Below are 20,864 nucleotides of genomic sequence, written 5' to 3' on the forward strand. Positions count from 1 at the left end.
ACCGGAATGGAGAACAGGCGTAAAAGATGGTATGATCTGTTCGGATTGCTGCCGCGCAATCTGGGCCGTCTGCTGCTGTGGCTGGGCCTCATTCCTATTGCCTTCATCATCGTCCTGCTCGTTTACGCCTGGAGGGCGGACCAGTATGAACTGGACGAGGTGCTGGCCCCCCTGGAAAATTGCGCCGCGTATGACCGCAACGGCCAGTGGATAGGCACCCTGACGGACCACGACCGGGTGTATGTGGCCCGCAATGAACTGCCTGACAACCTGGTGAATGCCTTCATTGCCCGGGAGGACGAAGCCTTTTTCGATCACGGAGGAATCGTGTATTCCTCCATCATCCGCTCCATTTGCCGGAACCTGACCACGCTGTCCTATGCGCAGGGGGCTTCCACCATCACGATGCAGCTGGCGCGGAATTGCTATGAACTGGGGGGGAAGACCCTGGACCGCAAGGTTCTGGAAATGGCCGTGGCGCGCCGCATAGAAGGCAAATACTCCAAGGATGAAATTCTGACGGCCTACCTGAACCGCATCTACTTCGGACAGCAGTGCTACGGCATTGCGCAGGCGGCGGATTTGTACTTCGGCAAAAAAGTGGCGGACCTGACGCTGGCGGAATGCGCCACGCTGGCCGGGCTGGTGCGCGGACCTTCCATTTACAACCCGGTTTACAGTCCGGAGGCGGCCGTCAAGGTGCGCAACGCGACGCTGGAAAGGATGTTTGAGTGCGAATTCATCACCCAGGAACAACTATGGCAGGCGTCCCGCGAACCGATGACGGTGGCGGGAGAACGGGAAGCGCGTCCCGGCTCCTATCCCATCCTGGTCATTTCCCGTGAGCTGAGTGACCTGGACTGCTGCGACGAGCAGGAGGGAACTTCCAGCATTTTTGTAATGACTACGCTGGATTTGGAATTCCAGCGGATGGTGGAGGAAATAAGCGAGCCTGCGCTGACCGCGCTGGAAGTTTCCCCCGTGTGGGCCGGACTGCCCAGGAGAGTGGACAACCAGTTGAAGAATTGCGTGCAGGCAGCCGTGCTGTGCGTGGATTCCCGCAAAGGGGACCTGCTGGCCGTGACGGGGGGGCGCTCTGCGCTGGACGGCGTGGACCGGTGGCAGACGATGGTGATGCCCGGCGACCTGTTTACCCCCGTCGTCAACCTGTGCGCCGTGGACCAGCGCAGGACTGTTATTCGCAGCAGTCCTGAAGTGACCGGGCGCGGGGTAGGGTTCAATACGGTGATAGAAACGGCGCAGAAGGCCGGGTACAAGGGGGACCTTCCGCGTTCCCCGGATTTGTATGCCGGCAGGTTCCGCGCGCCTCTCTCGCATGCCGTCAATGCGCTGTACCTCATCGGCAACGACGGGCGCAACGTGCAGATTTCCTCCGTCAGGCAGGTGGGCACCACCAAGAAAAACCTGGTGATGGTGAACGCTCCCTCTCCGGAAGAAAGCCGCCGGGAAATCCTGCCGCGTGAATCCGCCCACCTGGTAGCGGCCCTTCCTCCCTTCCGTTACGACGAACGCTCCAGGAAGACGTCCGTCAATGTCAGGCTGCCGGAAAACACGGGGCATTTCTCCGCCGTCATGGGGCGTTATTTCACGGTCTTTGTCTGGGTGGGCTTCGACGAGCCGGATGAAGCCGTCTATAAAAAGAAGGGCGTTGCCTCCGCACTGGCGAAGACCTCCGCCGCGCTGGCCGGGGAAGTGTATGACCGGGCGGAGGAAAACCGCCGCAAAGCCGTCCGGGAGCGCCGGGAGAAGGAAGCTCCTGCGGAGCAGGACACCTGATGGCATCCAATTTTCCATTAATAGAATATCATGAACCACTCACCTGAAATGACCGCGGCCATCCTGGCCGCCAAATCCGCCGGAGCCTTCCTGAAAAAGCATTTTTACGACCAGAAGAAGGTGGATGAAGCCAGCCAGAACGACATCAAGCTGGAGCTGGACAAGCTCTCCCAGAAACTGATTACGGAGGAAATCCTCTCCGTGTTCCCCACCCACGCCGTTTTGGGCGAGGAAGGGTATACCGGAGACCGCAACAGTGAATATGAATGGATTGTGGACCCTATTGACGGGACGGTGAACTACTTTTACACCATTCCCTGGTTCTGCGTCTCCATCGCCCTGCGCCGCCGCGGGGAAATAGTGCTGGGCGTGATTTACGATCCCATGATGGACGAATGCTGGCATGTGGAAAAGGGAGGCATTCCGTACATGAATGACCATCCCATGCATTGCAGCCGCCGGGAAAAGATGGCGGAGGCCGTGGTGTTCGTGGGACACGGCAAGACGGACGGTTCCAAGGAAAAGGGAATCGAACGCTTCGCCAAAATCGCCTGGCAGGTACGCAAGGTGCGCAACAACGGTTCCGCGGCCCTGGCTCTGGCGTATATTGCCTGCGGCAGGTTTGATGCCTATGTGGAAAGCGTCATTTCCATCTGGGACATCGCCGCCGGGGTTCTGCTGGTGGAAGCTGCGGGAGGGAAGGTTGTCCTGGAACCGAAGGAGGACAATCCGGAACAATTCGCCATCATCGCCTGGAACGGCCGCATTCCGATCATGGAAGCGCTGGACGAATAACTTGAACGACATTGCCGCAGTATTGTATGAAAGACATGATTGCACTGACCGGGCTGGGATATGATATCCACCGTTTTGCGGAAGCTCCGCGTCCCCTGATGCTGGGCGGCGTGCACATTCCTTCCGCCCGCGGGCTGGACGGCCATTCCGATGCGGACGTTTTGTGCCACGCCATTGCAGACGCGCTGCTGGGTGCGGCCGGATTGCCGGACATCGGCTACTGGTTCCCGCCGGGAGACCCTGGCTGCAAGGATATTTCTTCCCTGGACATCGTGGCGAAGGCCGTTTCCCTGATTCGTGAGCGCGGCGGCCGCGTGGTGAACGTGGATTCCTCCCTGATTGCGGAAGCTCCGCGCATCTCCCCCTACCTGGAACAGATGAAGGGCGCCCTGGGAACCGCCCTGGGCATTTCTCCGGCACGCGTGGGGGTGAAGGCCACCACCAATGAACAGCTCGGCGCGCTGGGCCGCCGGGAAGGCATCGCCGCCTTTGCCGTGGCGGCTATTCTGATGCCGGAAGATTTGACTGCGCCGTAAGAAGACGTCCGCCATATTTCCTTTTTTGGGCTCTTTTTTCAGAAGGGGTGCGGGGGCGGCTATGCCGCAGGCTGGGGTTCAGGCTTTAGAGCGGCAGACGGATTTAGAATCCGGAGTCAAGCCTACAAAACTGAAAGAAAAACGTTTTCAGGGGATTGAACTTGCCAATATCCTGGGAATTGCCCTAGGGAGTTCTTGATGTGACGGGCTTTCTTTTCGTTCCGGCAATCATTAATAACCGTCTTTACACTTCGGCGGCGGTAGCCATCAGGGCGGGGTGCCCTGTCTCCCGGACGGTATGCGGCTGTGAAAGGGAACGGTGGAATATTGATGGAGGGCGGTTTTGCGATTGCGGGGCCTGGGAACGGAAGGCTCCCTCCTTTCGTTGTTGAAACTCTTTCTGTAGCGCAGCGGAAGCTTCTTATCCAATAGCCCCCGGGCCTCTCCACAGGCGGTCCATCAGGACCGGGATGCCCTGGCTCCCGGGGCGATATGCGGCTGTGAATAGGAGATGGAAGAAATGTTGGCGGAGCGTCAATTTGGACCGTTTTGGAGCATAGCGAAGGGCAGTATTTCCGGCTATGGAATCCATACCGGATTCTAAATTCGCTAAGTTGATTCTGGTGGGTGTTTGGCATTTTCTGCCGGGCCGCTCCAATTAGCTACACAAAGAATATATGACGAGGAAAACCGGGCTTCTCCGAATGGAGGAGTCCGGTTTTTTTGAGGGGGCTGCCGTATGGAAATTTCCCTTTTCTTCCAGCGCTTGTCATGGGGGGGATTTTCTTTCCATCATCCGCCCCAATAAAAAAGTGCGGCCGTGTGAACAGCCACACTTGCAGGGAAGAGAGAGTAAAGGCGCGCCCCTACTTCTTGGGCGTTATGTTGCGCATGTTGCGGCCCTTGGCCTTGCGCTGCTGTTCCTCCAGGGCCACGCGCTGCTGGTCCATCATCCTCTGGAAGAAGCCGGGCTTCTTCTTTTTGGCGGCGGAGAGCACGGGCATGGGCAGGCGGCGGATGAGGGCCGTCTGGCCGATGGAAATCAGGTTCTGCGTGGTCCAGTACAGGGCCAGGGCGGAAGCGAAGTTATAACAGAAGAGGAAGAACATCAGGGGCATCAGGTTCATGATGATGCGCTGGGAGCGTTCGCCCGCCTGCGGGGTCATCCGCATCTGGACAATCATGGTCACGGCCATGATGAGAGGCAGGATGTTGATCGGGATGCCGAACAGGTGGCCTACGGTGTCGGGCAGGGACAGGTCCGTCATCCACAGGCAGAAGGGCTGGCCCCTCAGCTCCGCGGAATACTGGAGCACGCGGTAGAAGGCGAAGAAGATGGGGATCTGGATGAGCATGGGCACGCAGCCGCTGGCAGGGTTGATGCCGTATTTCTGGTACAGCTTCATCATCTCCATGTTCACCTTCTGGGGGTCGTCCGGATATTTTTCCTTGAGCTTGGCCATCTCCGGCTGAACCAGGGACATGCGCTTCATGGCCATGTAGGATTTCTTGTGCAGCGGCCAGATGAGCGCGCGGACGACGATGGTCATGCAGATGATGGCCACGCCCCAGTTTCCGAACCATCCGTGGAAGAGGTTGAGCAGCCAGTTCATCGGCACGCTCAGGAAGACGAGCCAGCCGTACGCCATGATGTCGCTGATGGCGGGGTAGGTGAGGTTCAGGTCGCGCAGGTAGGCGTTGAATTTGGGACCGGTGTAGATGTCGTAGGTGAGCGTCTTTATTTCGTTGGGCGCCATGGTCAGGTTGGGGATGCCCATGGCTACGGTGACGCCGGGCACCAGCGTGTTGTTTTCATGCGCCAGCGGGAATTCCTGGCGGGTGGCGTACACGGTGGAGCCCTTGGACTCGTTCTGGGGAAGAAGAATAGTGGCGTAGTACTGGCTCATCACGCCGGCATAGGTCAGGTCCTGCAAGGGGCCTTCCAGGACGCGGGCCTTTGCGGTGCTGAAAAAGCCGCCCGTGAAGTAGGAGGGCACTTCCTGTTCCAGGGAACCGTCCGCATGGTAGAAGAAGTGGGTGTAGGTGTCCTTCGGTTCACTCTTGGCGATGGGGTAGGCGCTGCCGCCGAAGATGCCCATGTAGCGCAGATCCTGGACGTTGGGGGATTTGTTGAGCAGGGAGACGGTCAGGCGGATGAGGTATTTGCTGCCGGGCAGTACTTTTCCTTCCAGATTCTTGACGGGGTGCAGGGTGTAGGTCTTGGAGATGAAAAGCTGCCGTGCGGGATCATAGCCCTCCAGGGTGACGGAGTCCGCCGTGCGGCTGACTTCCTTGTACACGGTGTTGTCATAGGACGGGTCCTGGGTGGCGTCCATGTTGAAGACGAGTTCGCCAATGCCCCTCTGCTGGGCTTCGTTGATGGTGATGTTGTGGTCCGCGACTTTTTGGGAGTCCACAATGTCGTTGTGGAGGGTAACGGCGCCGATGGAGCCTCCGATGCGGTTGAAGGTGTACGTGATGAAGGGTTCCTGCTTGCCGTCCGCTTCCTGCGTGGCCGTCAGCGTGATCGGGCTGGTCTTGTCTTCTTCAAGGGCCTTGCTGGCGGAAGGCTGTTCCGGGGCGCTGGGAGCGGCGGGCGCCTGTGCTCCGGGAGCCGGGACGCTTGCCGGAGCGGCGGCCGTCTGCTGGACGGGAGCGGGAGCGGCGGGGACGGGCTCTTCCTTTTTATTGTTGCCCATGTAAATGTTCAGGCCCAGAAGGGCGGCGCAAACGCCTATGACGATCCATGCTGTGCGATCCATAATGTGATATAGCTTGATTGAAGTTGGTTGGGAGGGAGGGGAGAGAAAGGTAATTTAATGCGGCGTGCGGGCCGGAGGCACGGGATCATACCCTGAACCGCCCCACGGGTTGCATCTTAAAATGCGCCATGAGCCAAGAAGAAAGCCGCGCCAGGCTCCATGGACCCGGACGGCCTGGATGAAGTACTGGGAACAGGTGGGAGTATAGCGGCAGCCGCTGCCGGGGCCCCCCAGCGCATGCAGAGGGGCGCTGATGAAGGTTTGGTAGCCCCGTACCAGGGCAATGAGCAGCCATTTCATCATGCTTTGTCTTGTTCCCGGGAAAGAAGTTGAAGTTTGAGCTTGCGGGCGGCTTTCTGCCAGTCCCGCTCCAGGTCTGCATAGCTGGCTTCCACGGCCCGCCAGCGGAGGACGCACACCAGGTGCACGCCGTGTTCAAAGGGGGCTCCGTGCGCCCTCAGGATTTCCCGTACGCGTCTCCGCAGCTTGTTGCGGACGACGGCGCAGCCGATTTTTTTCGTGCAGATGATGCCGAATTTGGAGGGTTCTCCCGGATGTTCCAGCGGGGCTGCACTTAAAACAATAAGCCGACCTGCTACGGATGGTCCCTCGTTGCGCACCCGGGCAAATTGGAATGCCCTGGTCATGCTTTGTTGACGAGTAAGACGCATCTCCCGCGGGTCGGCCCGTGAAAAAGTTCCAAGGAGGCGTTAACCAAGTCCTGGCGGCTGAATTAACGGCCGTGCTGGATGGTATGGCGCTTGTACTGGATTTCGGCTCCCTTGGGAAGCAGGCGCTTGCGGCCTTTGGCGCGGCGGCGGCGAATGATGTCTGCCCCGTTCTTGGTAGCCATGCGTGCACGGAATCCGAACTGACGCTTGCGGCAACGCTTGGATGGTTGATAAGTCCTCTTGCTCATGATGTTGAAAGATGCTTCTTGTGAATTACTAGATTCAGTGCCGTCCGTCTAAGCGGCCTATGCACAACCGGACAGAAAGGATAACTATTTTGGCTGTTTTGTCAATCCGTCAGGCGATTAATTTGCCCTTTTTCTTGGGGAAGGTACTGGAATAAGTGATGTTTATGGTTGATAGCCAGTTATTTTCTGTTCCGGAGGGAGCCCTTTGTTTTACAGAAAGAGCAGTTCCGCATAGGTGGGAACGGGCCACAGGTCTGCGTCCGTCAGGCTTTCCAGCATGTCGATGGTGCTTCTCAGATTGTCCATGCCCGTCTGGATGACCTTTGTCTCGGCTTTGTCCACGGCGCGGCGGAGTTCCTGCACCTGGGTGGGGAGAAGGTCCAGCAGCGTGCCGATCTGGTTGGCGCGGTCCGCGGTGGCTTTCATGCCCGCCTTGATGCCGGCGGCTTTCATCTGGGCGATGGCGGTGGTGAGCTGCGTGAGCTGTTCCGTCACGGCGGGGATGTAGAGGGTTTCCACCATCAGAAGGGCGGTTTCCGCTTCAATGCTGATTTCCTTGTGGAATATTTCCGTCTGGATTTCATGGCGGGCGTGGAGCTCCACGGGGCTGACCACCTTGTATTTTTCAAAGAGGGCCTTGGCCTTGGGCGTTTCCAGCGCGGCCAGGGCTTCAATGGTGCCGGGAACGTTGGGCAGTTTGCGGCGTTCCGCTTCTTCAATCCAGGCTTCCCCGTAGCCGTCTCCGCTGAAAAGGATGCGCTTGTGCTTCTTGATGATGTTCTGAAGCAGCTTGTTCAGCGTGGCATGGAATTCCTCCGGCTTGTCCTTGACGGGTTCCAGGATGGTGCAGATTTCATCCAGGCTTTCCGCCACGATGGTGTTGAGCACCGTCATGGGCCAGGCGCAGGTCTGGGAGGAGCCTACGGCGCGGAATTCGAATTTATTGCCCGTGAAGGCGAAGGGGCTGGTGCGGTTCCTGTCGGAGGCGTCCAGGGGGAACATCGGCAGGGTATCCACGCCGATGTTGATGGTTTTCTGGGTGCACGCCTTTTTGGTGCCGCCCTTTTCAATCTGCTCAATGATTTCATCCAGCAGATCCCCCAGAAAGATGGAGATGATGGCCGGAGGCGCTTCATGGGCGCCCAGGCGGTGTTCGTTGCCGGATTTGGCGACGGAGGCGCGCAGCAGGTCCGCGTGTTCGTCCACGGCCTTGATCGTGGCGCAGAGCAGGGTGAGGAAGATGGCGTTTTCCTGCGGGCTGGAACCCGGGTTGAGCAGGCTGCCGTAACCGGGCGCGGAGAGGGACCAGTTGTTGTGCTTGCCGGAGCCGTTCATGCCGGAGAAGGGCTTTTCATGCAGCAGGCAGACCATGTCATGCTTGTTGGCGGTCTTGCGGAGCACTTCCATGACCAGCATGTTGTGGTCCACGGCCAGGTTCTGGCTTTCAAAGATGGGCGCAATTTCAAACTGGCCGGGCGCAACTTCATTGTGGCGCGTTTTGGCCGGAATGCCAAGTTTCCAGAGGGCTTCGTCCACGTCCACCATGAATTCCAGCACGCGGTCCTTGATGGAGCCGAAGTAGTGGTCTTCCATCTGCTGGTGCTTGGGGGGGACGTTGCCGAAGAGGGTGCGGCCGCACATCATCAGGTCCGGGCGCAGGGCGTAAAGCTGCTTGTCCACCAGGAAGTATTCCTGCTCCGCGCCCAGATCGGCGCTGACGTGGATGTTGGACGGGCCGCCGAAGCAGGACAGCAGGCGCCTGGCCTGGCGGGTGACGGCGGTCATGGAGCGGAGAAGGGGAGTCTTTTTGTCCAGCGCCTGTCCTTTATAGGAGCAGAAGGCGGTGGGGATGCAGAGGGTTGCGCCGTTTTCCGTCCGCTTGATGAAGGCAGGGCTGGTGGGATCCCAGGCAGTGTAGCCGCGGGCTTCAAAGGTGGCGCGGAGGCCGCCGGAGGGGAAGCTGGAGGCGTCCGGCTCGCCCTGAACCAGGCTCTTTCCGGAGAATTTGAGTTCCAGATTTCCTTCCGGGTCCACGTCCACGAAGGAGTCATGCTTTTCCGCCGTGCTTCCGTTGAGGGGCTGGAACCAGTGGGTGTAATGGCTGGCGCCCTTTTCCAGAGCCCACGTCATCATGGCCTGGGCCACTTCATTGGCAATGTCCGGGTCCAGCTTTTCGTCCTTGCGGATGGTAGCCAGCAGTTTCTTGTAGACGGGACGGGGCAGGTAGTTGCGCATGGTCTCCATGTTGAAGACATCCTGACCGTAAATTTCCGCAATGAAGGTTGCGGCGTTGCCAACATCGGAAGGTGGGTTTGTATGCATCTTGGTAGGGAACGCGCCAAAAGGCTCGGAATCTACCAAACCTTAAAAGGGGGGTTTTTGCAAGCCGAATCCTGTCGGAGAGCTCCACGGAGGGATGATTCAGGGAACAAAAGTTCCGGGGGAGTCCAATTTCACCTTTTGAAGGGGAGGACGGAAAGGCTGCCGTTCTTCATGCTCCCCTGTCCGGAAGCGGTACGGAACGGCCTGGGAGGTCATTCCCCGCGCATGGGGTTTCCTGCCAGCCGTCCGTTCATCCGGAGGCGGAAGGGAGGGGGAATGCCTGCTATTCCAGCGGTCCCACCGTGATTTTCTGGCACAGGGTGTGGGATTGTCCGGAGGCGAGGGGAATGCAGCGGGAACCGGCATTGCCCATTTCCACGCACAGGAATTTGTTCCAGGATTCCGCGCCCAGATCCGCCATGTTTCCGGCTCCCTGCTGTCCCGGGTTCCAGATGATGACGGAAGAGGCGTGGTCCCGCTCCACGGTGATGGCGCGGTTCAGCACGAAGTCTTCCAGCACGATTTTCCCGGAACAGGCCGGGCAGTCGTAAACGCGGTCCAGGCACCCCAGGGGGGCCAGCGGGCGTTCTCCGTGCTTCATGGGCTGGGCCGCTTCTTCCCGGAACGGTACGTCGTCCAGCCCGTGTACGCGGCATTTGGTCAGGTTGCCGACGGCAAAGTAGTTGTGAAAGGCTTCCGTGAGCTTGCAGGGCTGCATGCGGGCGGTGGTTTCCAGCTTCATGGCCAGCGTGCGGCCCAGCGCCAGGCGCAGGATGGCGGCGGGGTAGGATTCGTCTTCCGGATAGAAGGCCAGGGAAAGCAGGGCGTTCCCCCGCTTGTCCGTCTCCTGGTGATGGAGGCGCCATTCCGAGGTGCGCGCCACGCCGTGGGACGGTTCGCCCTTTCGCGGACCGAACCAGGGCCAGCAGACGGGAATGCCGCCGCGGATGGCTTTGCCGGGCGCAAAGACCGCATTGGGGGAAAGGAAGAGGCATTCTTCCTGCCCCTCCGGCTTCCATGACGTGAGGTGCGCCCCTTGCAGGCACAGGGTGGCTGTACAGAGCGGTGTTTCCACGTCCAGGAAAGTGACTCCCTGGTCTGTTGCTCGCCGGGTAATCATGGCTGGAGGCGTTCGATCGTCCAGGAACCGTTTTCCTGGAGCTTGTACATGAAACGGTCGTGAACGCGGCCGGGACCGCCCTGCCAGAATTCAAAGGTGTCCGGAATGATCCGGTAGCCGCCCCAGAAGGAGGGCAGGGGGATTTCTCCCTTGGAGAATTTGTTTTTCAGCTCCATCAGCTTCATTTCCAGCAGTTTTCTTCCGGAGATGACGGAGCTTTGCTGAGAGACCCACGCGCCAAGCTGGGATTCCTTGGGACGGGTGAGGAAGTATTTCAGGGATTCCGCGCGGGAAACCTTGACGGCCTTCCCGTAAATGATGACCTGGCGTTCCAGCATCACCCATGGCAGCATCATGCAGACCTGCGGGTTTTCTTCAATGTCATGGGCCTTGTGGCTGCCGTAGTTGGTGAAAAAGACGAAGCCTGTCTGGTCAAAGTATTTGAGCAGCACCGTACGCAGGGAGGGCCTGCCGTGGGCGTTCACCGTAGCCAGGGAAAAGGCGTTGGGTTCCGGAATGTCCGCTTTCAGGGCCTGTTCAAACCAGGTCTGGAATTGTTCAAAGGGGTTTTCCGCCAGGTCTTTTCTGTGAAGCTGGCCCTTGAGGTATTCTTCTCTGAAATTGGACAGGTCCATGATAGGGTGAAAGGTAAGTGTTATTCCACGCTGAAATCCAGCCCCAGGTCCAGGGAGGGGGCGGAGTGGGTAACGTAGCCCACGGAAACGAAGTCCACGCCGGATTCCGCAATGGCGGCCACCGTGTCCAGGTTGACGCCCCCGCTGGCTTCTATCAGGGGCGTGGCGCGGTCGCCGCGCATGGCGACGGCCTGCTTCAGCATCTCCGGCGTCATGTTGTCCAGAAGAATGTGGTCCACTCCTTCCAGCTTGAGGAAGGCTTCCACCTGTTCCAGAGTGTCCGCTTCCAGCTGGATTTCCACGCCGGGCTTTTCCGCGCGCAGCCTGTTGATGCACTGCTGGAGGTGTTCCGTGTTGCCGTCCGTCATCAGGTGGTTGTCCTTCACCATGGCGCGGTCATAAAGGCCCATGCGGTGGTTGGTGCCTCCGCCGTGGGCCACGGCTGCCTTTTCCAGCAGGCGGTAGCCGGGAGTGGTCTTGCGGGTGTCCAGGATGCGGGCGCTGGTGTGGGAAACGGCCTTCACGTATTTCCTGGTGAGCGTGGCTACGCCGGAAAGGCGCTGGATGAAGTTGAGCGCAGTGCGTTCCGCTCCCAGGATGGAGCGGGCGGAGCCTTCAATGAGCATCACCACGGCGCCGGGCGCCACGGCCTCCCCGTCATGCAGGTAGACTTCCACCTTCAGGGAGGGGTCCACCTTGCGGAAGACTTCCGCCGCCACGTTGACGCCGGAAAGAACGCCCTTTTTCCGGGGCGTCAGAATGGCTCTGGCGGTCAGGTGTTCCGGGACGAAGTATGTGGAAGTCACATCCCCGGGGCCGAAGTCTTCGGCCAGCGCCAGATTGATCAGGGTTTCCACGTTGTCGGATACGGTTTCTGCGGGCATGAAAGAAAATGCGGCTTAATATTCGCGGTTGAGGAGATAGTTGGCCAGTTCCACCAGGCGGGTGCGGCGTTCTTCCGGGAAGATCATCAGGGCGTCCAGGGCCGCCTGGGTGCGGCATTTCGCTTCGGAACGGGCTCCGTCCATGCCTATCAGGGCCGGGCAGGTGGATTTCTGGGCGTTCACGTCCTTGCCGGCGGTCTTGCCGAGCTTTTCCGTGGAGGCGGTCAGGTCCAGAATGTCATCAATTACCTGGAAGGCGAGGCCAAGGTTGTAGCCGAAGTCCGTGACGGCTTCCAACTGGGCTTCCGTGGCGTTCGCGGACATGGCGCCGAAGCGGAGGGCCGTGGTCAGCAGGGCCGCCGTCTTCCCTTCGTACACGGCGCGCACTTCCGGTTCGGAGAGCTGCTTGTGCTCCCCTTCCAGGTCCAGAATCTGGCCGCCGATGAGCATCGTGCTGCCGCCGGTAGCCGCCAGTTCCCGGACATAATCCCGGACAGTGTAGCGCTCCGTGTCGTCCACCTGGGCGATCACGGCAAAGGCTTCCGTCAGCAGGGCGTCTCCCGCCAGAATGGCTACCCCTTCCCCGAAGGCCTTGTGGCTGGTGGGCTTGCCGCGGCGCAGGTCGTCATTGTCCATGGCCGGCAGGTCGTCATGAATAAGGGAATACGTGTGCATCATTTCCACGGCGCAGGCGGGCACCAGGGCGTTCACCGCCAGACCGCCGCAGGCTTCCGCGGCCGCCAGGCAGAGCACGGGGCGCATTCTCTTGCCGCCCGCGAACATGCTGTAGCGCATGGCCTTGTGGATGGTTTCAGGACTTTCGTCCTCTGCGGGCAGAAGCCTGTCCAGCGCGGCGTCAATCAAGGCGCACTGTTCTGTAATGTAGTCGTTCAGGGATTGTTCTTCACACATGACGTTAAGGAATGGGTGCGGGGATAGTAGATATAATTCAGCGGCCGACCAGAAGTTCCGCAATCTGTACGGCGTTCAGGGCTGCCCCTTTCCGGACCTGGTCGCCCACGACCCAGAGGGTCAGGGCATTGTCGATCGCCATGTCCATGCGCATGCGCCCCACGTAGCAGGTGTCCCCGTTGGTGCTGTCCAGCGGGGTGGGCCACACGCCTTCCGAGGGATTGTCCATCACGGCGACTCCGGGTTTTCCGTCATAGGCGCGCCGGGCCGTTTCCACATCCACGGGCTGCTCAAACTGGGCAGTCACGGAAATGGAATGGGAGCGGTACACGGGCACGCGCACGCAGGTGCACGTCACCTTGAGGTCGGGAAGGGAAAGGATTTTGCGGCCTTCATTGAGCATTTTAAGCTCTTCCTTCGTGTAGCCGCTTTCCGTGAAGGAGTCGATCTGGGGAAGAAGGTTGAAGGCGATCTGGTGCGGATAAACGTTTTTCACCACGGGATGGCCGTCCACCACGGCGCGCACCTGGGATTCCAGTTCCGCAATGCCGTGCTGCCCGCTTCCGGAAACCGCCTGGTAGCTGGAGGCGATGACGGTTTTCAGCCCGAAGCGCTGGTGCAGGGGGAAGAGGGCCATCAGCGTAATGATGGTGGTGCAGTTCGGGTTGGCGATGATGTTGCGGGGGTGGTTGAGGGCCGCTTCCGGGTTGATTTCCGGCACCACCAGGGGCACGTCCGGGTCCTGGCGGAAGGCGGAGGAATTGTCGATGACCACGCAGCCCGCGGCCGCGGCAATGGGGGCGAACTTCAGGGAAATGCCGCCGCCTGCGCTGAACAGGGCGATGTCCACGCCGTCAAAGGATTTTTCCGTCAATTCTTCCACAGTCAGCATTTCTCCCCGGAAGGCGACCTGTTTTCCGGCGGACCGGGCGGAGGCCAGAAGCTTCAGGGAGCCTACGGGAAAGTTGCGTGTTTCCAGGCAGGACAGGATCTCAACGCCCACCGCTCCGGTGGCGCCGACGATGGCAACATGGGGTGCTTGGTTCATGGTTGTGTCAGAAAATGGCGGAATTCGGTCCGCATGGGTATGATGATAAAGGTTTTTTCCCGGAAAGGCAATACGGGATCGGCAGCAGATGAACAGCGCAGGTCAATATGCAAGGTATAAACAATATTAACTATTTACTGTTAACTATTACATGCCTATTTAACCCATTTGCCCACGCCTTCCGGCAGCCTGCCGTCGGAGACAGGGCCGTAGCGGGTGGATTCCGTGTTGCCCCAGAGGGGAACGCCCACGATGCGCTTCCACCAGCCGGACATACTGGCCCCCGTGTAGCAGCCGAAGCTCCAGCAGTCGGACCGCGGGGTGAAAATGTCCCGGCGGATGCGGTTCAGGTCTGTTTCATGAATCCATTCCGTGGAGACGGCCATGATGTTGTTGCCGTAGTCCAGCATCCATGCAAAACAGTTGGAATGGCCGAAGTAGTAGAAGGATTCCACGAAGTCTCCGCGGAAGCGCGGGGAGGAATTCAGCGCCCGGATGGCCTGGTCCGCGCTGTCCACCCAGACGAGCTTGATCTTGTACTTGGAAGCCAGGTCGGCAATCCAGCGGGTATAGGGCTTGCCGTCCTCCCTGCCCCGTGTCGCATAGCCCGGACGGTAAACGATCCAGGTGATTCTGGCGGAGGGGTCCTTCTGCTGGATCTGGGCGATGCGGATGGTGGAGGCCCTTACAAAGTTGGCCCACCAGTTGTCATGCCTGTCAGGCTGTATTCTCAGTCCTTCCCATTGTCTGAGGGCGGGACCGCCGCACATGACGACGTGGACGGCCTGGGACAGTCCCGTGCCGCCCGCCAGCAGGGCCAGAGCGAGAAAAAGGCGTGAAAACATGCCCGCACCCTACCTTTGCTCCCCGTGTCTGTCAACCCGCCGGAGTGTTTTTTACCGGAACAGACGCACATGGAATCCCATGGGATGATTTCCGTTTCCCTTTAGCAATTCACCACGTTCACGGCCAGGCCGCCCTGGGCGGTTTCCTTGTATTTGGACTGCATGTCCCTTCCGGTGTCCAGCATGGTGCGGATGACCTTGTCCAGAGGGACGAAGTGGGCGCCCGTGCCGCCCAGGGCAATGCGGGCGGCGTTGATGGCCTTGATGGCGGCGATGGCGTTGCGTTCAATGCAGGGTATCTGGACAAGCCCAGCGATCGGGTCGCAGGTGAGGCCCAGATTGTGTTCCATGCCTATTTCCGCGGCGTTTTCCACCTGGTGGGGCGTTCCTCCCAGGTACTCCGCAAGCGCGGCCGCAGCCATGGAGCAGGCCACGCCCACCTCCCCCTGGCAGCCGACGTCCGCGCCGGAGATGGAGGCGTTTTTCTTGTACAGGATGGCGATGCCACCCGCGGTGAGCAGGAAGCGGTGCACGGCGTCCGGATACGGTGAAACGCAGAATTTGGTGGCGTAGTTGAGAACCGCCGGAACAATCCCCGCCGCTCCGTTGGTGGGGGCGGTGACGATGCGGCCGCCGGCCGCGTTTTCCTCACTCACGGCAATGGCGTACAGGTTGATCCAGTCCATGATGGAGAGAGGGTCTTTCAGGGCCGATTCTCCATGCACCAGAAGGGATTTGCGGAGCGTCTTGGCGCGGCGGGGCACTTGCAGGACGCCCGGCAGGTTGCCGCGCGCGCTCATGCCGCTGGAAATGGATTGCTTCATGGTGGCCCAGATCAGGTCCAGCTTTTCACGGACTTCCCGTTCCGGAAGCAGGGCGCATTCATTGGCCATGACGATGGAGGAGAGGGGGCATTCCCGTTCATCCGCCATGCGCAGCAGTTCTTCCGCGGATTCATAGGGGAGGGGGAACGGTTCTCGGTCCGGTTCCTCCGGATGCAGAAGCTCCTGCTCGGAAGCGACGAAGCCGCCCCCCGTGGAATAAAACACGGCGTCTTCCACCGGTTCTCCCTCCTGGTTGACGGCGGTGAACAGCATCCCGTTCGGGTGCAGGCGCAGGGGCTGGTAGTGGGAAAGGTCCAGGTCCCGGGTGGGGGAGAAACGGACGGTTTTTTCCTCCGTGACAGGGAGCGTTTCCTGCTGGTGCAGGCGGGCGATTTTTCCGGGAATGCTGCGCGGCTCCACCGTGTGGGGCTCTTCCCCCAGCAGGCCCAGCATGATGGCCGTGTCCGTGCCGTGCCCGTGGCCGGTGGCCGCCAGGGAGCCGTAGCATTCACAGCGGATGCCCGTAATTTCCGGCAGTCGCGGAGAATGGCGTATCTGTTCCAGAAAACGGTGCGCCGCCCGCATGGGGCCTACGGTATGGGAGGAGGAGGGGCCTATCCCGATGCTGAAAAGCTCAAAAATGCTGTAATGGTGCATGTCCGTTTTCCTGTAGCGGGGCGGGGCGGGATTTCCCGCGGAAACTCCGCCCCGTTCCGGAAGATGGGCTTACAGCCCCAGCAGGTAGCGTTCCGCTTCAATGGCGGCGCCGCAGCCCATGCCGGCGGAGGAAATGGCCTGGCGGTAATGAGGGTCCGCCACGTCTCCGGCGGCGAACAGGCCCGGCGTCTTGGTCGCCATCAGGCCGGGGTCCCGGATGATGTAGCCGGCGTCGTCCCGGTCCACCAGATCTCCCAGGAAAGACGTATTCGGCGTGTGGCCGATCGCCATGAAGACGCACTTGACGGGCAGTTCCGTTACATCCCCTTCCACCAGATCCTTCAGCATGACGGCTTCCAGTTCTCCCTTGTCGTCCGTCTTGTAGCTCACGATGGTGGGATTCCACATGGGGAAAATCTTTTCATTGGACAGCGTGCGTTCCGCCATGATTTTGGAGGCGCGGAGCGTGTCCCGGCGGTGGATCAGGTACACTCTGGAGGCGAAGCGCGTCAGGAACATGGCTTCTTCACAGGCGCTGTCTCCGCCGCCCACCACGCACACGGGCACGTCCCGGTAAAAGGCTCCGTCACAGGTAGCGCAGGCGGTGAGGCCGTGGCCTACCAGCCCTTCCTCCCCGGGTATGCCCAGGTAGCGGGCGGAAGCTCCCGTAGCCACGATGATGCTGCGGGCTTCGTAATTCTGGCCGCTGGTCTTCACGGTAAACAGCCCGGTGGCTTCATCCCTGATGACGCTCTTGACGTCTTCATACGCAAACCGGGTGCCGAACTTTTCCGCCTGCTGCTGCATCAGGAACATCAGGTCCGGCCCCATCACGCCGTCCGGAAAGCCCGGGAAATTTTCCACCTCCGTGGTGGTGGTCAGCTGGCCGCCGATCTGGGAGCCCGTAATGAGAAGCGGAGAGAGATTGGCGCGGGCGGTGTAAATGGCCGCCGTGTAGCCTGCGCAGCCTGCGCCGATGATAATGACTTGTTCGCTCATAATATGTGTAAGTGATCGCCGCAAGGTTAAAGGAACGGCGCCCGTTTTGCGAGTAGATTTTGCGCTATGCGGCAGCAGAGCGGCGGCCTATGGTCCGGCGGTTCCGGGGCGGCTTCCGGCAGAAGCGGAAAAGAGCTGTTTGCACGTATCCCTGGCGACGGTTTGCAGGATTTTGGCCCTGTCTGCGGGAAGGCTGCACAGCCGCACTCCTTTCAGGGACAGTTTGGCCGGGAGGCCCAGCGGAGACTTTCCGAACAGGGTGCAGTACATCACGCAGGCCGCCAGGTAGCTTCCCGCCTCCGTTGGGTGCTGGCCGTCCGCCTGGTACAGGGCAATCCCCGGATGGCGTCTGAGGCAGTTTTCCCAGGCAATTCCCACAGGGGCCACGGCGGCTTTTTCCTTCCGGGCGAGATTCAAATACGTGGCGAGGAGGGCTTTTTGCTCCTGCGGGTCCGGAACGCTGGAGGCGTCCTTTCTTCCCCACGTCAGCATCAGGACGGGCGTTCCCTGGGCGGCGCGTACCTGGGAGCACCATTTGCCGCCGAATTCCATGGTCCGCTCCGGGGCCACGACGGGAGTGGCGCTCTGGTCCTGGAGAATGACGAAGTCCCAGGCCGTTCCTTCCAGCTTTTCACGGGCGCGCCCGTCATTCCAGTGGGACTGGAAGGAGGCTGCCGGAGCCGCGTGCATGTGCACGTCCGGCCGCAATCCTTTGGTGTCAGCCATGGCCTTGACCATGGCGGGCATGCGGTTGAAAAACGTATAGCTGTTTCCCAGGAAAAGAATATGGCTCCCGGAACGTGCAGGGGCACAGCGCGGCCAGGGGCTTTCCCCTTGCGGTTTTTCCTGCGCCTGGAGGGTGCAGGGAAAAGCTGCCCAGGTGAAAAACAGCAGCGGGAAAATTTTCATGGGCGGCATCATGGCTTTAGCTGAATTCTAATGTTTCCGGAATGAAACTTCAAATGGATTTCATGAAGCACGCCACTTCTCTTTATGCATCAGGTAAAACGTGAATTGAATGGAGATGAAGGGGAAGCGTTCAATCCTTCCGTTTCGGCAAACCCTTGTACAGGTACCGGGCTTCAGGAATCCTGCCGACGGTCCTGTCAAGGAGGGCGGGGATATCCTTGTCGCCGTAGCCGGCCATGCGGAGGTATTTTTTAACTTCCATCGCTTTGGTCGGGAAGCACTGCATTAATTCGCGGACGAATATTCTTTCCCTTCTGGGTATGATGTTCTTAAGTTTATTGTTTCTTGCCTCGTTGGTCGCGAGCCTGTTGGCGAATTCGCCGGCTGCTTCCCGGTCGCCGGTGAGCTGGGGGGCATGGTCCAGAAGCATTTCCGAACAGATCCAGGTGGCCTCAAAGGCGTGATCGAAACTGCTCCGGAATTGCTGGAGAACCAGTGCTCTCGCTGTTAGAAAAAACCGCAGCGCTTCCTCCTTTTCCGGCAAGGTGGAATGCTTGTCCGTTAAGGCGGCTAGCGGCATGCTCCGGGACATGAAATCTTTAACTTTATAGTCCAGGTTAGTGTGGTTCATCAGCCACATGACGTTGCTGTGCCGGTTAACGTCGATGAATGGCGCGGTCGCAATCAGGCGGCACAGGAAGAGGCCGTCGGTCAATTCCTGTGGAGTGACATTTTTTTTTCTGTAAAGGCTAGCCTCCTTCAGCATTTTGTCGGCTTCCTGGTAGAAGGGAATGATGCTGTCCTCGTCGAGCAGTCTTTTAAGTTGGAGCAGTTTCGTGTTCTGCTTGTTAAGGTTCCTGGTGGCTGAGGGAATGGGCAGGCGGATATCGGAGAAAGCGGGAGAATGGAACAAAAGGAGGGCCGTCCAAGCCAGGAGAATAGGTACATAAACAGGGTTCATGGAATGATATGGAAAAGGATTATTTATGAGTTGGTATGAAGCGCTTTGCCTGCCGTACTGCGTGTCACGGTGCGGCGGAATTTGGAGACGGTTACTTTGACGTTTTGTAATCCTTTGGTTGGAGAATTCTCATCGGTTTCTTCTCCGTCATAAGTAAAATTAAAATCCTGGGGATAGGGTTTGCCATGAATCAGAAGGCAGTCCTTGTCATCGGAACGGACATACCAGCCGCATGCCCATGAAAAGGGCTTGGGAAGATTGGAAGCCTGCAATTGGGGCAATCGAATTCCGGGTTTAAACTTCCATCCGATATAGTCACTGGGAATTGCCTTGTTTTTGGCGTTGGGGCGGAACAAAACGGCGCCGGGATCATGTTCCGGTTTGAATCCTTCCGGATCATTCGCCCGTTCAATGAAGGCGATATTACTGAAACTCACTTTTAATGGATGCAGGGTTAAATCCAGGACGGTGGATGCTCCCGCATGGTCTTTTTCTCCATCTGCTGCACACTTGGGCATTCGTTTCCCCGTATGTACTGCCATGATTTCAGATGGAATAAAAATATGAAGAATCAGAGGTTTTCTCTCCGGCAGCTCTTCGTCGAGATTTGTTTTGACTCGGATTGTAAGAATCTTGTTTTCAGTAATATCCTTGTTGATGGTTAGAATTGCCTGATTATCTCCATCCTCCGATTTTTCAACGGTGGCCAGATTATCCGGTTCCATGGTCCATTCTATGGAATCCAAATCCACCTCTTTTAACCGCTTCCCGGTCAAGGTCAGTTCAACTTCTTCTCCAATACCCACATCAGTCCGTTTTTTGTCGTCTTCCTGGTTTCCTCCGTCAATCATGCATTGGGCGGACGCCACATCCGTCTTTGATTCAATATACAGGGAGCAGTCGTCCATGTCTGGAGTTTCTTCCGCATGAAGAACCGTATTGGCGCCTCCCGGAAATACCAGGAACAGCAGAAGAAATAAAAGGCGGAGAATCGGTATAAACATGGAGGATGGATGAACTATTTTTGCACTCTTATCACTCTATCTTCTTATTTTATTTATTGTCAACGGTTTATATAATATGTTAGAAAAGTAGTGAATCGTCTGGAAGGTGAATGGGTTAAGTCTGGCCGTGTTGTTGCATGACTGGGGAAGTTTTTCCGGGAGCCTTGCCGAAGGAAGACGGGTGTGGTTGGATATGGGGCATGAAGCCTGAATCGCTGACCAAGCACCGTGTGACAGGAGTGGATGATCCTCTATTCCTGGATTCCCTGGATATTTACCGGACAAGTTTTCCGGTGCACGAACAGCGGCGCGTCCAGGATTTTCCGCTGGCGTTTCAAGACCCGGGTTTTTGTTATGAGGTATTTTTAAACGGGGCAGGCCGGGTGGTTGCCATGCTGGTGAGCTGGCAGCGTGAGGCATTCGTGTATCTGGAATATTTCGCCGTGGATGCCTCCCTGCGCGGACAGGGCGCCGGCCAAAGGATTCTGGAAGAATTGAGGGACGCTTTTCCCCACAAGGTTATTCTGGAGATTGATCCTCCGGAGGACGGGATTTCACGCCGCCGCCTGGGGTTTTACCAGCGGCACGGCTTTGTGCCCAATCCCCAGTTTGATTACATTCATCCCCCTTATACGGATGAAGGGAAGCCTTTCCCCCTCCTGCTGATGACGCATGAAACCTTGCTGGACGAGGAAACGTACCGGAGCTTTGTTGATTTCCACCACAATCACGTGGTGGCGAGGTAGGCGCATTTCCGGGAAAAGGGCCCGCCGGAAAAAGAGCTGTTGAATCCGGCGTCTTCTTCCTTTCCGTTTTAGCGTATTGGTTTTTATTTCCTGATCCTGTCACATCGTTTCCGTGCGTTCAAAATGCCGGGAGGATTGAGTATGATGGGAAATGATTTGCCAACGGATAACAAATCCGGTGTCAAGCGT

Annotated in this window: 20 protein-coding genes; 4 read left to right on the forward strand and 16 right to left on the reverse strand. The window is 58.7% G+C overall.

Translation table 11 applies throughout. The annotated features are described in order from the left end of the window. Positions 1–6: 6 nt before the first annotated feature. The 3 genes from P8A25_RS03550 to ispF are packed head-to-tail and all read left to right on the forward strand — an operon-like array spanning position 7 to position 3,128. Positions 7–1,797, forward strand: coding sequence for a transglycosylase domain-containing protein (locus tag P8A25_RS03550; RefSeq protein WP_102722792.1), 1,791 nt, complete (start codon positions 7–9; stop codon positions 1,795–1,797). Positions 1,798–1,827: 30 nt separating this feature from the next. Beyond that, a complete protein-coding gene (locus P8A25_RS03555) occupies positions 1,828–2,592 on the forward strand; it encodes an inositol monophosphatase family protein (RefSeq protein WP_102726370.1) in 765 nt (254 codons plus the stop codon). A gap of 26 nt (positions 2,593–2,618) precedes the next feature. Continuing rightward, positions 2,619–3,128: a 2-C-methyl-D-erythritol 2,4-cyclodiphosphate synthase gene (ispF, locus tag P8A25_RS03560; protein WP_102728374.1), complete on the forward strand. Its 510-nt coding sequence runs from the start codon at positions 2,619–2,621 to the stop codon at positions 3,126–3,128. 866 nt (positions 3,129–3,994) lie between these two features. On the opposite strand, the gene yidC is transcribed toward ispF, so the two are convergent. From yidC to P8A25_RS03640, 16 genes are all read right to left on the reverse strand, one after another. Further along, entirely contained in the window at positions 3,995–5,890 is a 1,896-nt protein-coding gene (gene yidC, locus P8A25_RS03565; protein WP_215443642.1) for a membrane protein insertase YidC, read from the reverse strand. 54 nt (positions 5,891–5,944) lie between these two features. Then, positions 5,945–6,193 carry a membrane protein insertion efficiency factor YidD gene (gene yidD / locus P8A25_RS03570; RefSeq protein ID WP_102730707.1) on the reverse strand — a complete coding sequence of 83 codons (249 nt, stop codon included), beginning with the start codon at positions 6,191–6,193 and terminating at the stop codon, positions 5,945–5,947. Beyond that, positions 6,190–6,561 carry a ribonuclease P protein component gene (gene rnpA / locus P8A25_RS03575; protein WP_286011383.1) on the reverse strand — a complete coding sequence of 124 codons (372 nt, stop codon included), beginning with the start codon at positions 6,559–6,561 and terminating at the stop codon, positions 6,190–6,192. Before rnpA ends, yidD begins: the two co-directional genes overlap by 4 nt. Before the next feature lie 62 nt (positions 6,562–6,623). Next, positions 6,624–6,809: a 50S ribosomal protein L34 gene (rpmH, locus tag P8A25_RS03580; RefSeq protein WP_012420297.1), complete on the reverse strand. Its 186-nt coding sequence runs from the start codon at positions 6,807–6,809 to the stop codon at positions 6,624–6,626. Positions 6,810–7,019: 210 nt separating this feature from the next. After that, positions 7,020–9,131, reverse strand: coding sequence for a glutamine synthetase III (locus P8A25_RS03585; RefSeq protein ID WP_102726373.1), 2,112 nt, complete (start codon positions 9,129–9,131; stop codon positions 7,020–7,022). A gap of 283 nt (positions 9,132–9,414) precedes the next feature. Beyond that, positions 9,415–10,251, reverse strand: coding sequence for a D-hexose-6-phosphate mutarotase (locus tag P8A25_RS03590; RefSeq protein ID WP_102730708.1), 837 nt, complete (start codon positions 10,249–10,251; stop codon positions 9,415–9,417). Then, complete coding sequence (gene pdxH, locus P8A25_RS03595) at positions 10,248–10,886, reverse strand: pyridoxamine 5'-phosphate oxidase (protein ID WP_022396019.1); 639 nt, start codon at positions 10,884–10,886, stop codon at positions 10,248–10,250. The genes P8A25_RS03590 and pdxH overlap by 4 nt, the downstream gene beginning before the upstream one ends. Positions 10,887–10,906: 20 nt before the next feature. Next, positions 10,907–11,770, reverse strand: coding sequence for a carboxylating nicotinate-nucleotide diphosphorylase (gene nadC / locus P8A25_RS03600; RefSeq protein WP_102728376.1), 864 nt, complete (start codon positions 11,768–11,770; stop codon positions 10,907–10,909). A gap of 15 nt (positions 11,771–11,785) precedes the next feature. Then, on the reverse strand, positions 11,786–12,682 hold the full coding sequence (locus P8A25_RS03605) for a polyprenyl synthetase family protein (protein WP_022396021.1): 897 nt from the start codon (positions 12,680–12,682) through the stop codon (positions 11,786–11,788). A gap of 37 nt (positions 12,683–12,719) precedes the next feature. Then, positions 12,720–13,730: an aspartate-semialdehyde dehydrogenase gene (locus P8A25_RS03610; protein WP_022396022.1), complete on the reverse strand. Its 1,011-nt coding sequence runs from the start codon at positions 13,728–13,730 to the stop codon at positions 12,720–12,722. 155 nt (positions 13,731–13,885) lie between these two features. Further along, positions 13,886–14,575 carry a hypothetical protein gene (locus P8A25_RS03615; protein ID WP_102722767.1) on the reverse strand — a complete coding sequence of 230 codons (690 nt, stop codon included), beginning with the start codon at positions 14,573–14,575 and terminating at the stop codon, positions 13,886–13,888. 101 nt (positions 14,576–14,676) lie between these two features. After that, positions 14,677–16,056: an L-serine ammonia-lyase gene (locus tag P8A25_RS03620; RefSeq protein ID WP_102722766.1), complete on the reverse strand. Its 1,380-nt coding sequence runs from the start codon at positions 16,054–16,056 to the stop codon at positions 14,677–14,679. Positions 16,057–16,125: 69 nt separating this feature from the next. Then, entirely contained in the window at positions 16,126–17,055 is a 930-nt protein-coding gene (gene trxB, locus P8A25_RS03625) for a thioredoxin-disulfide reductase (protein ID WP_404838764.1), read from the reverse strand. 87 nt (positions 17,056–17,142) lie between these two features. After that, a complete protein-coding gene (locus P8A25_RS03630; protein WP_215443645.1) occupies positions 17,143–17,964 on the reverse strand; it encodes an SGNH/GDSL hydrolase family protein in 822 nt (273 codons plus the stop codon). Between the two features lie 130 nt (positions 17,965–18,094). Continuing rightward, positions 18,095–18,925, reverse strand: a complete 831-nt coding sequence (locus P8A25_RS03635; RefSeq protein WP_215443647.1) for a hypothetical protein — start codon at positions 18,923–18,925, stop codon at positions 18,095–18,097. A 23-nt stretch (positions 18,926–18,948) separates the two neighbouring features. Then, on the reverse strand, positions 18,949–19,929 hold the full coding sequence (locus tag P8A25_RS03640) for a hypothetical protein (protein WP_215443649.1): 981 nt from the start codon (positions 19,927–19,929) through the stop codon (positions 18,949–18,951). 200 nt (positions 19,930–20,129) lie between these two features. Here P8A25_RS03640 and P8A25_RS03645 point away from each other — a divergent pair, with 200 nt between their 5' ends. Continuing rightward, positions 20,130–20,675 carry a GNAT family N-acetyltransferase gene (locus P8A25_RS03645; protein WP_180971724.1) on the forward strand — a complete coding sequence of 182 codons (546 nt, stop codon included), beginning with the start codon at positions 20,130–20,132 and terminating at the stop codon, positions 20,673–20,675. Positions 20,676–20,864 lie beyond the last annotated feature (189 nt).

The organism is Akkermansia sp. BCRC 18949, from assembly GCF_045011645.1.
GTDB lineage: Bacteria > Verrucomicrobiota > Verrucomicrobiia > Verrucomicrobiales > Akkermansiaceae > Akkermansia > Akkermansia massiliensis.

What these genes read in the sequence shown, in the direction of transcription:
- P8A25_RS03610 (WP_022396022.1), bottom strand. Translation starts at nt 13,730, where the DNA reads ATGAACCAAGCACCCCATGTTGCCATCGTCGGCGCCACCGGAGCGGTG.
- trxB (WP_404838764.1), bottom strand. Translation starts at nt 17,055, where the DNA reads ATGAGCGAACAAGTCATTATCATCGGCGCAGGCTGCGCAGGCTACACG.
- P8A25_RS03585 (WP_102726373.1), bottom strand. Translation starts at nt 9,131, where the DNA reads ATGCATACAAACCCACCTTCCGATGTTGGCAACGCCGCAACCTTCATT.
- P8A25_RS03550 (WP_102722792.1), top strand. Translation starts at nt 7, where the DNA reads ATGGAGAACAGGCGTAAAAGATGGTATGATCTGTTCGGATTGCTGCCG.
- P8A25_RS03640 (WP_215443649.1), bottom strand. Translation starts at nt 19,929, where the DNA reads ATGTTTATACCGATTCTCCGCCTTTTATTTCTTCTGCTGTTCCTGGTA.
- P8A25_RS03615 (WP_102722767.1), bottom strand. Translation starts at nt 14,575, where the DNA reads ATGTTTTCACGCCTTTTTCTCGCTCTGGCCCTGCTGGCGGGCGGCACG.
- P8A25_RS03590 (WP_102730708.1), bottom strand. Translation starts at nt 10,251, where the DNA reads ATGATTACCCGGCGAGCAACAGACCAGGGAGTCACTTTCCTGGACGTG.
- P8A25_RS03605 (WP_022396021.1), bottom strand. Translation starts at nt 12,682, where the DNA reads ATGTGTGAAGAACAATCCCTGAACGACTACATTACAGAACAGTGCGCC.
- nadC (WP_102728376.1), bottom strand. Translation starts at nt 11,770, where the DNA reads ATGCCCGCAGAAACCGTATCCGACAACGTGGAAACCCTGATCAATCTG.
- rnpA (WP_286011383.1), bottom strand. Translation starts at nt 6,561, where the DNA reads ATGCGTCTTACTCGTCAACAAAGCATGACCAGGGCATTCCAATTTGCC.
- P8A25_RS03555 (WP_102726370.1), top strand. Translation starts at nt 1,828, where the DNA reads ATGAACCACTCACCTGAAATGACCGCGGCCATCCTGGCCGCCAAATCC.
- P8A25_RS03630 (WP_215443645.1), bottom strand. Translation starts at nt 17,964, where the DNA reads ATGAAAATTTTCCCGCTGCTGTTTTTCACCTGGGCAGCTTTTCCCTGC.
- ispF (WP_102728374.1), top strand. Translation starts at nt 2,619, where the DNA reads ATGAAAGACATGATTGCACTGACCGGGCTGGGATATGATATCCACCGT.
- rpmH (WP_012420297.1), bottom strand. Translation starts at nt 6,809, where the DNA reads ATGAGCAAGAGGACTTATCAACCATCCAAGCGTTGCCGCAAGCGTCAG.
- P8A25_RS03620 (WP_102722766.1), bottom strand. Translation starts at nt 16,056, where the DNA reads ATGCACCATTACAGCATTTTTGAGCTTTTCAGCATCGGGATAGGCCCC.
- P8A25_RS03645 (WP_180971724.1), top strand. Translation starts at nt 20,130, where the DNA reads ATGAAGCCTGAATCGCTGACCAAGCACCGTGTGACAGGAGTGGATGAT.
- yidC (WP_215443642.1), bottom strand. Translation starts at nt 5,890, where the DNA reads ATGGATCGCACAGCATGGATCGTCATAGGCGTTTGCGCCGCCCTTCTG.
- pdxH (WP_022396019.1), bottom strand. Translation starts at nt 10,886, where the DNA reads ATGGACCTGTCCAATTTCAGAGAAGAATACCTCAAGGGCCAGCTTCAC.
- P8A25_RS03635 (WP_215443647.1), bottom strand. Translation starts at nt 18,925, where the DNA reads ATGAACCCTGTTTATGTACCTATTCTCCTGGCTTGGACGGCCCTCCTT.
- yidD (WP_102730707.1), bottom strand. Translation starts at nt 6,193, where the DNA reads ATGATGAAATGGCTGCTCATTGCCCTGGTACGGGGCTACCAAACCTTC.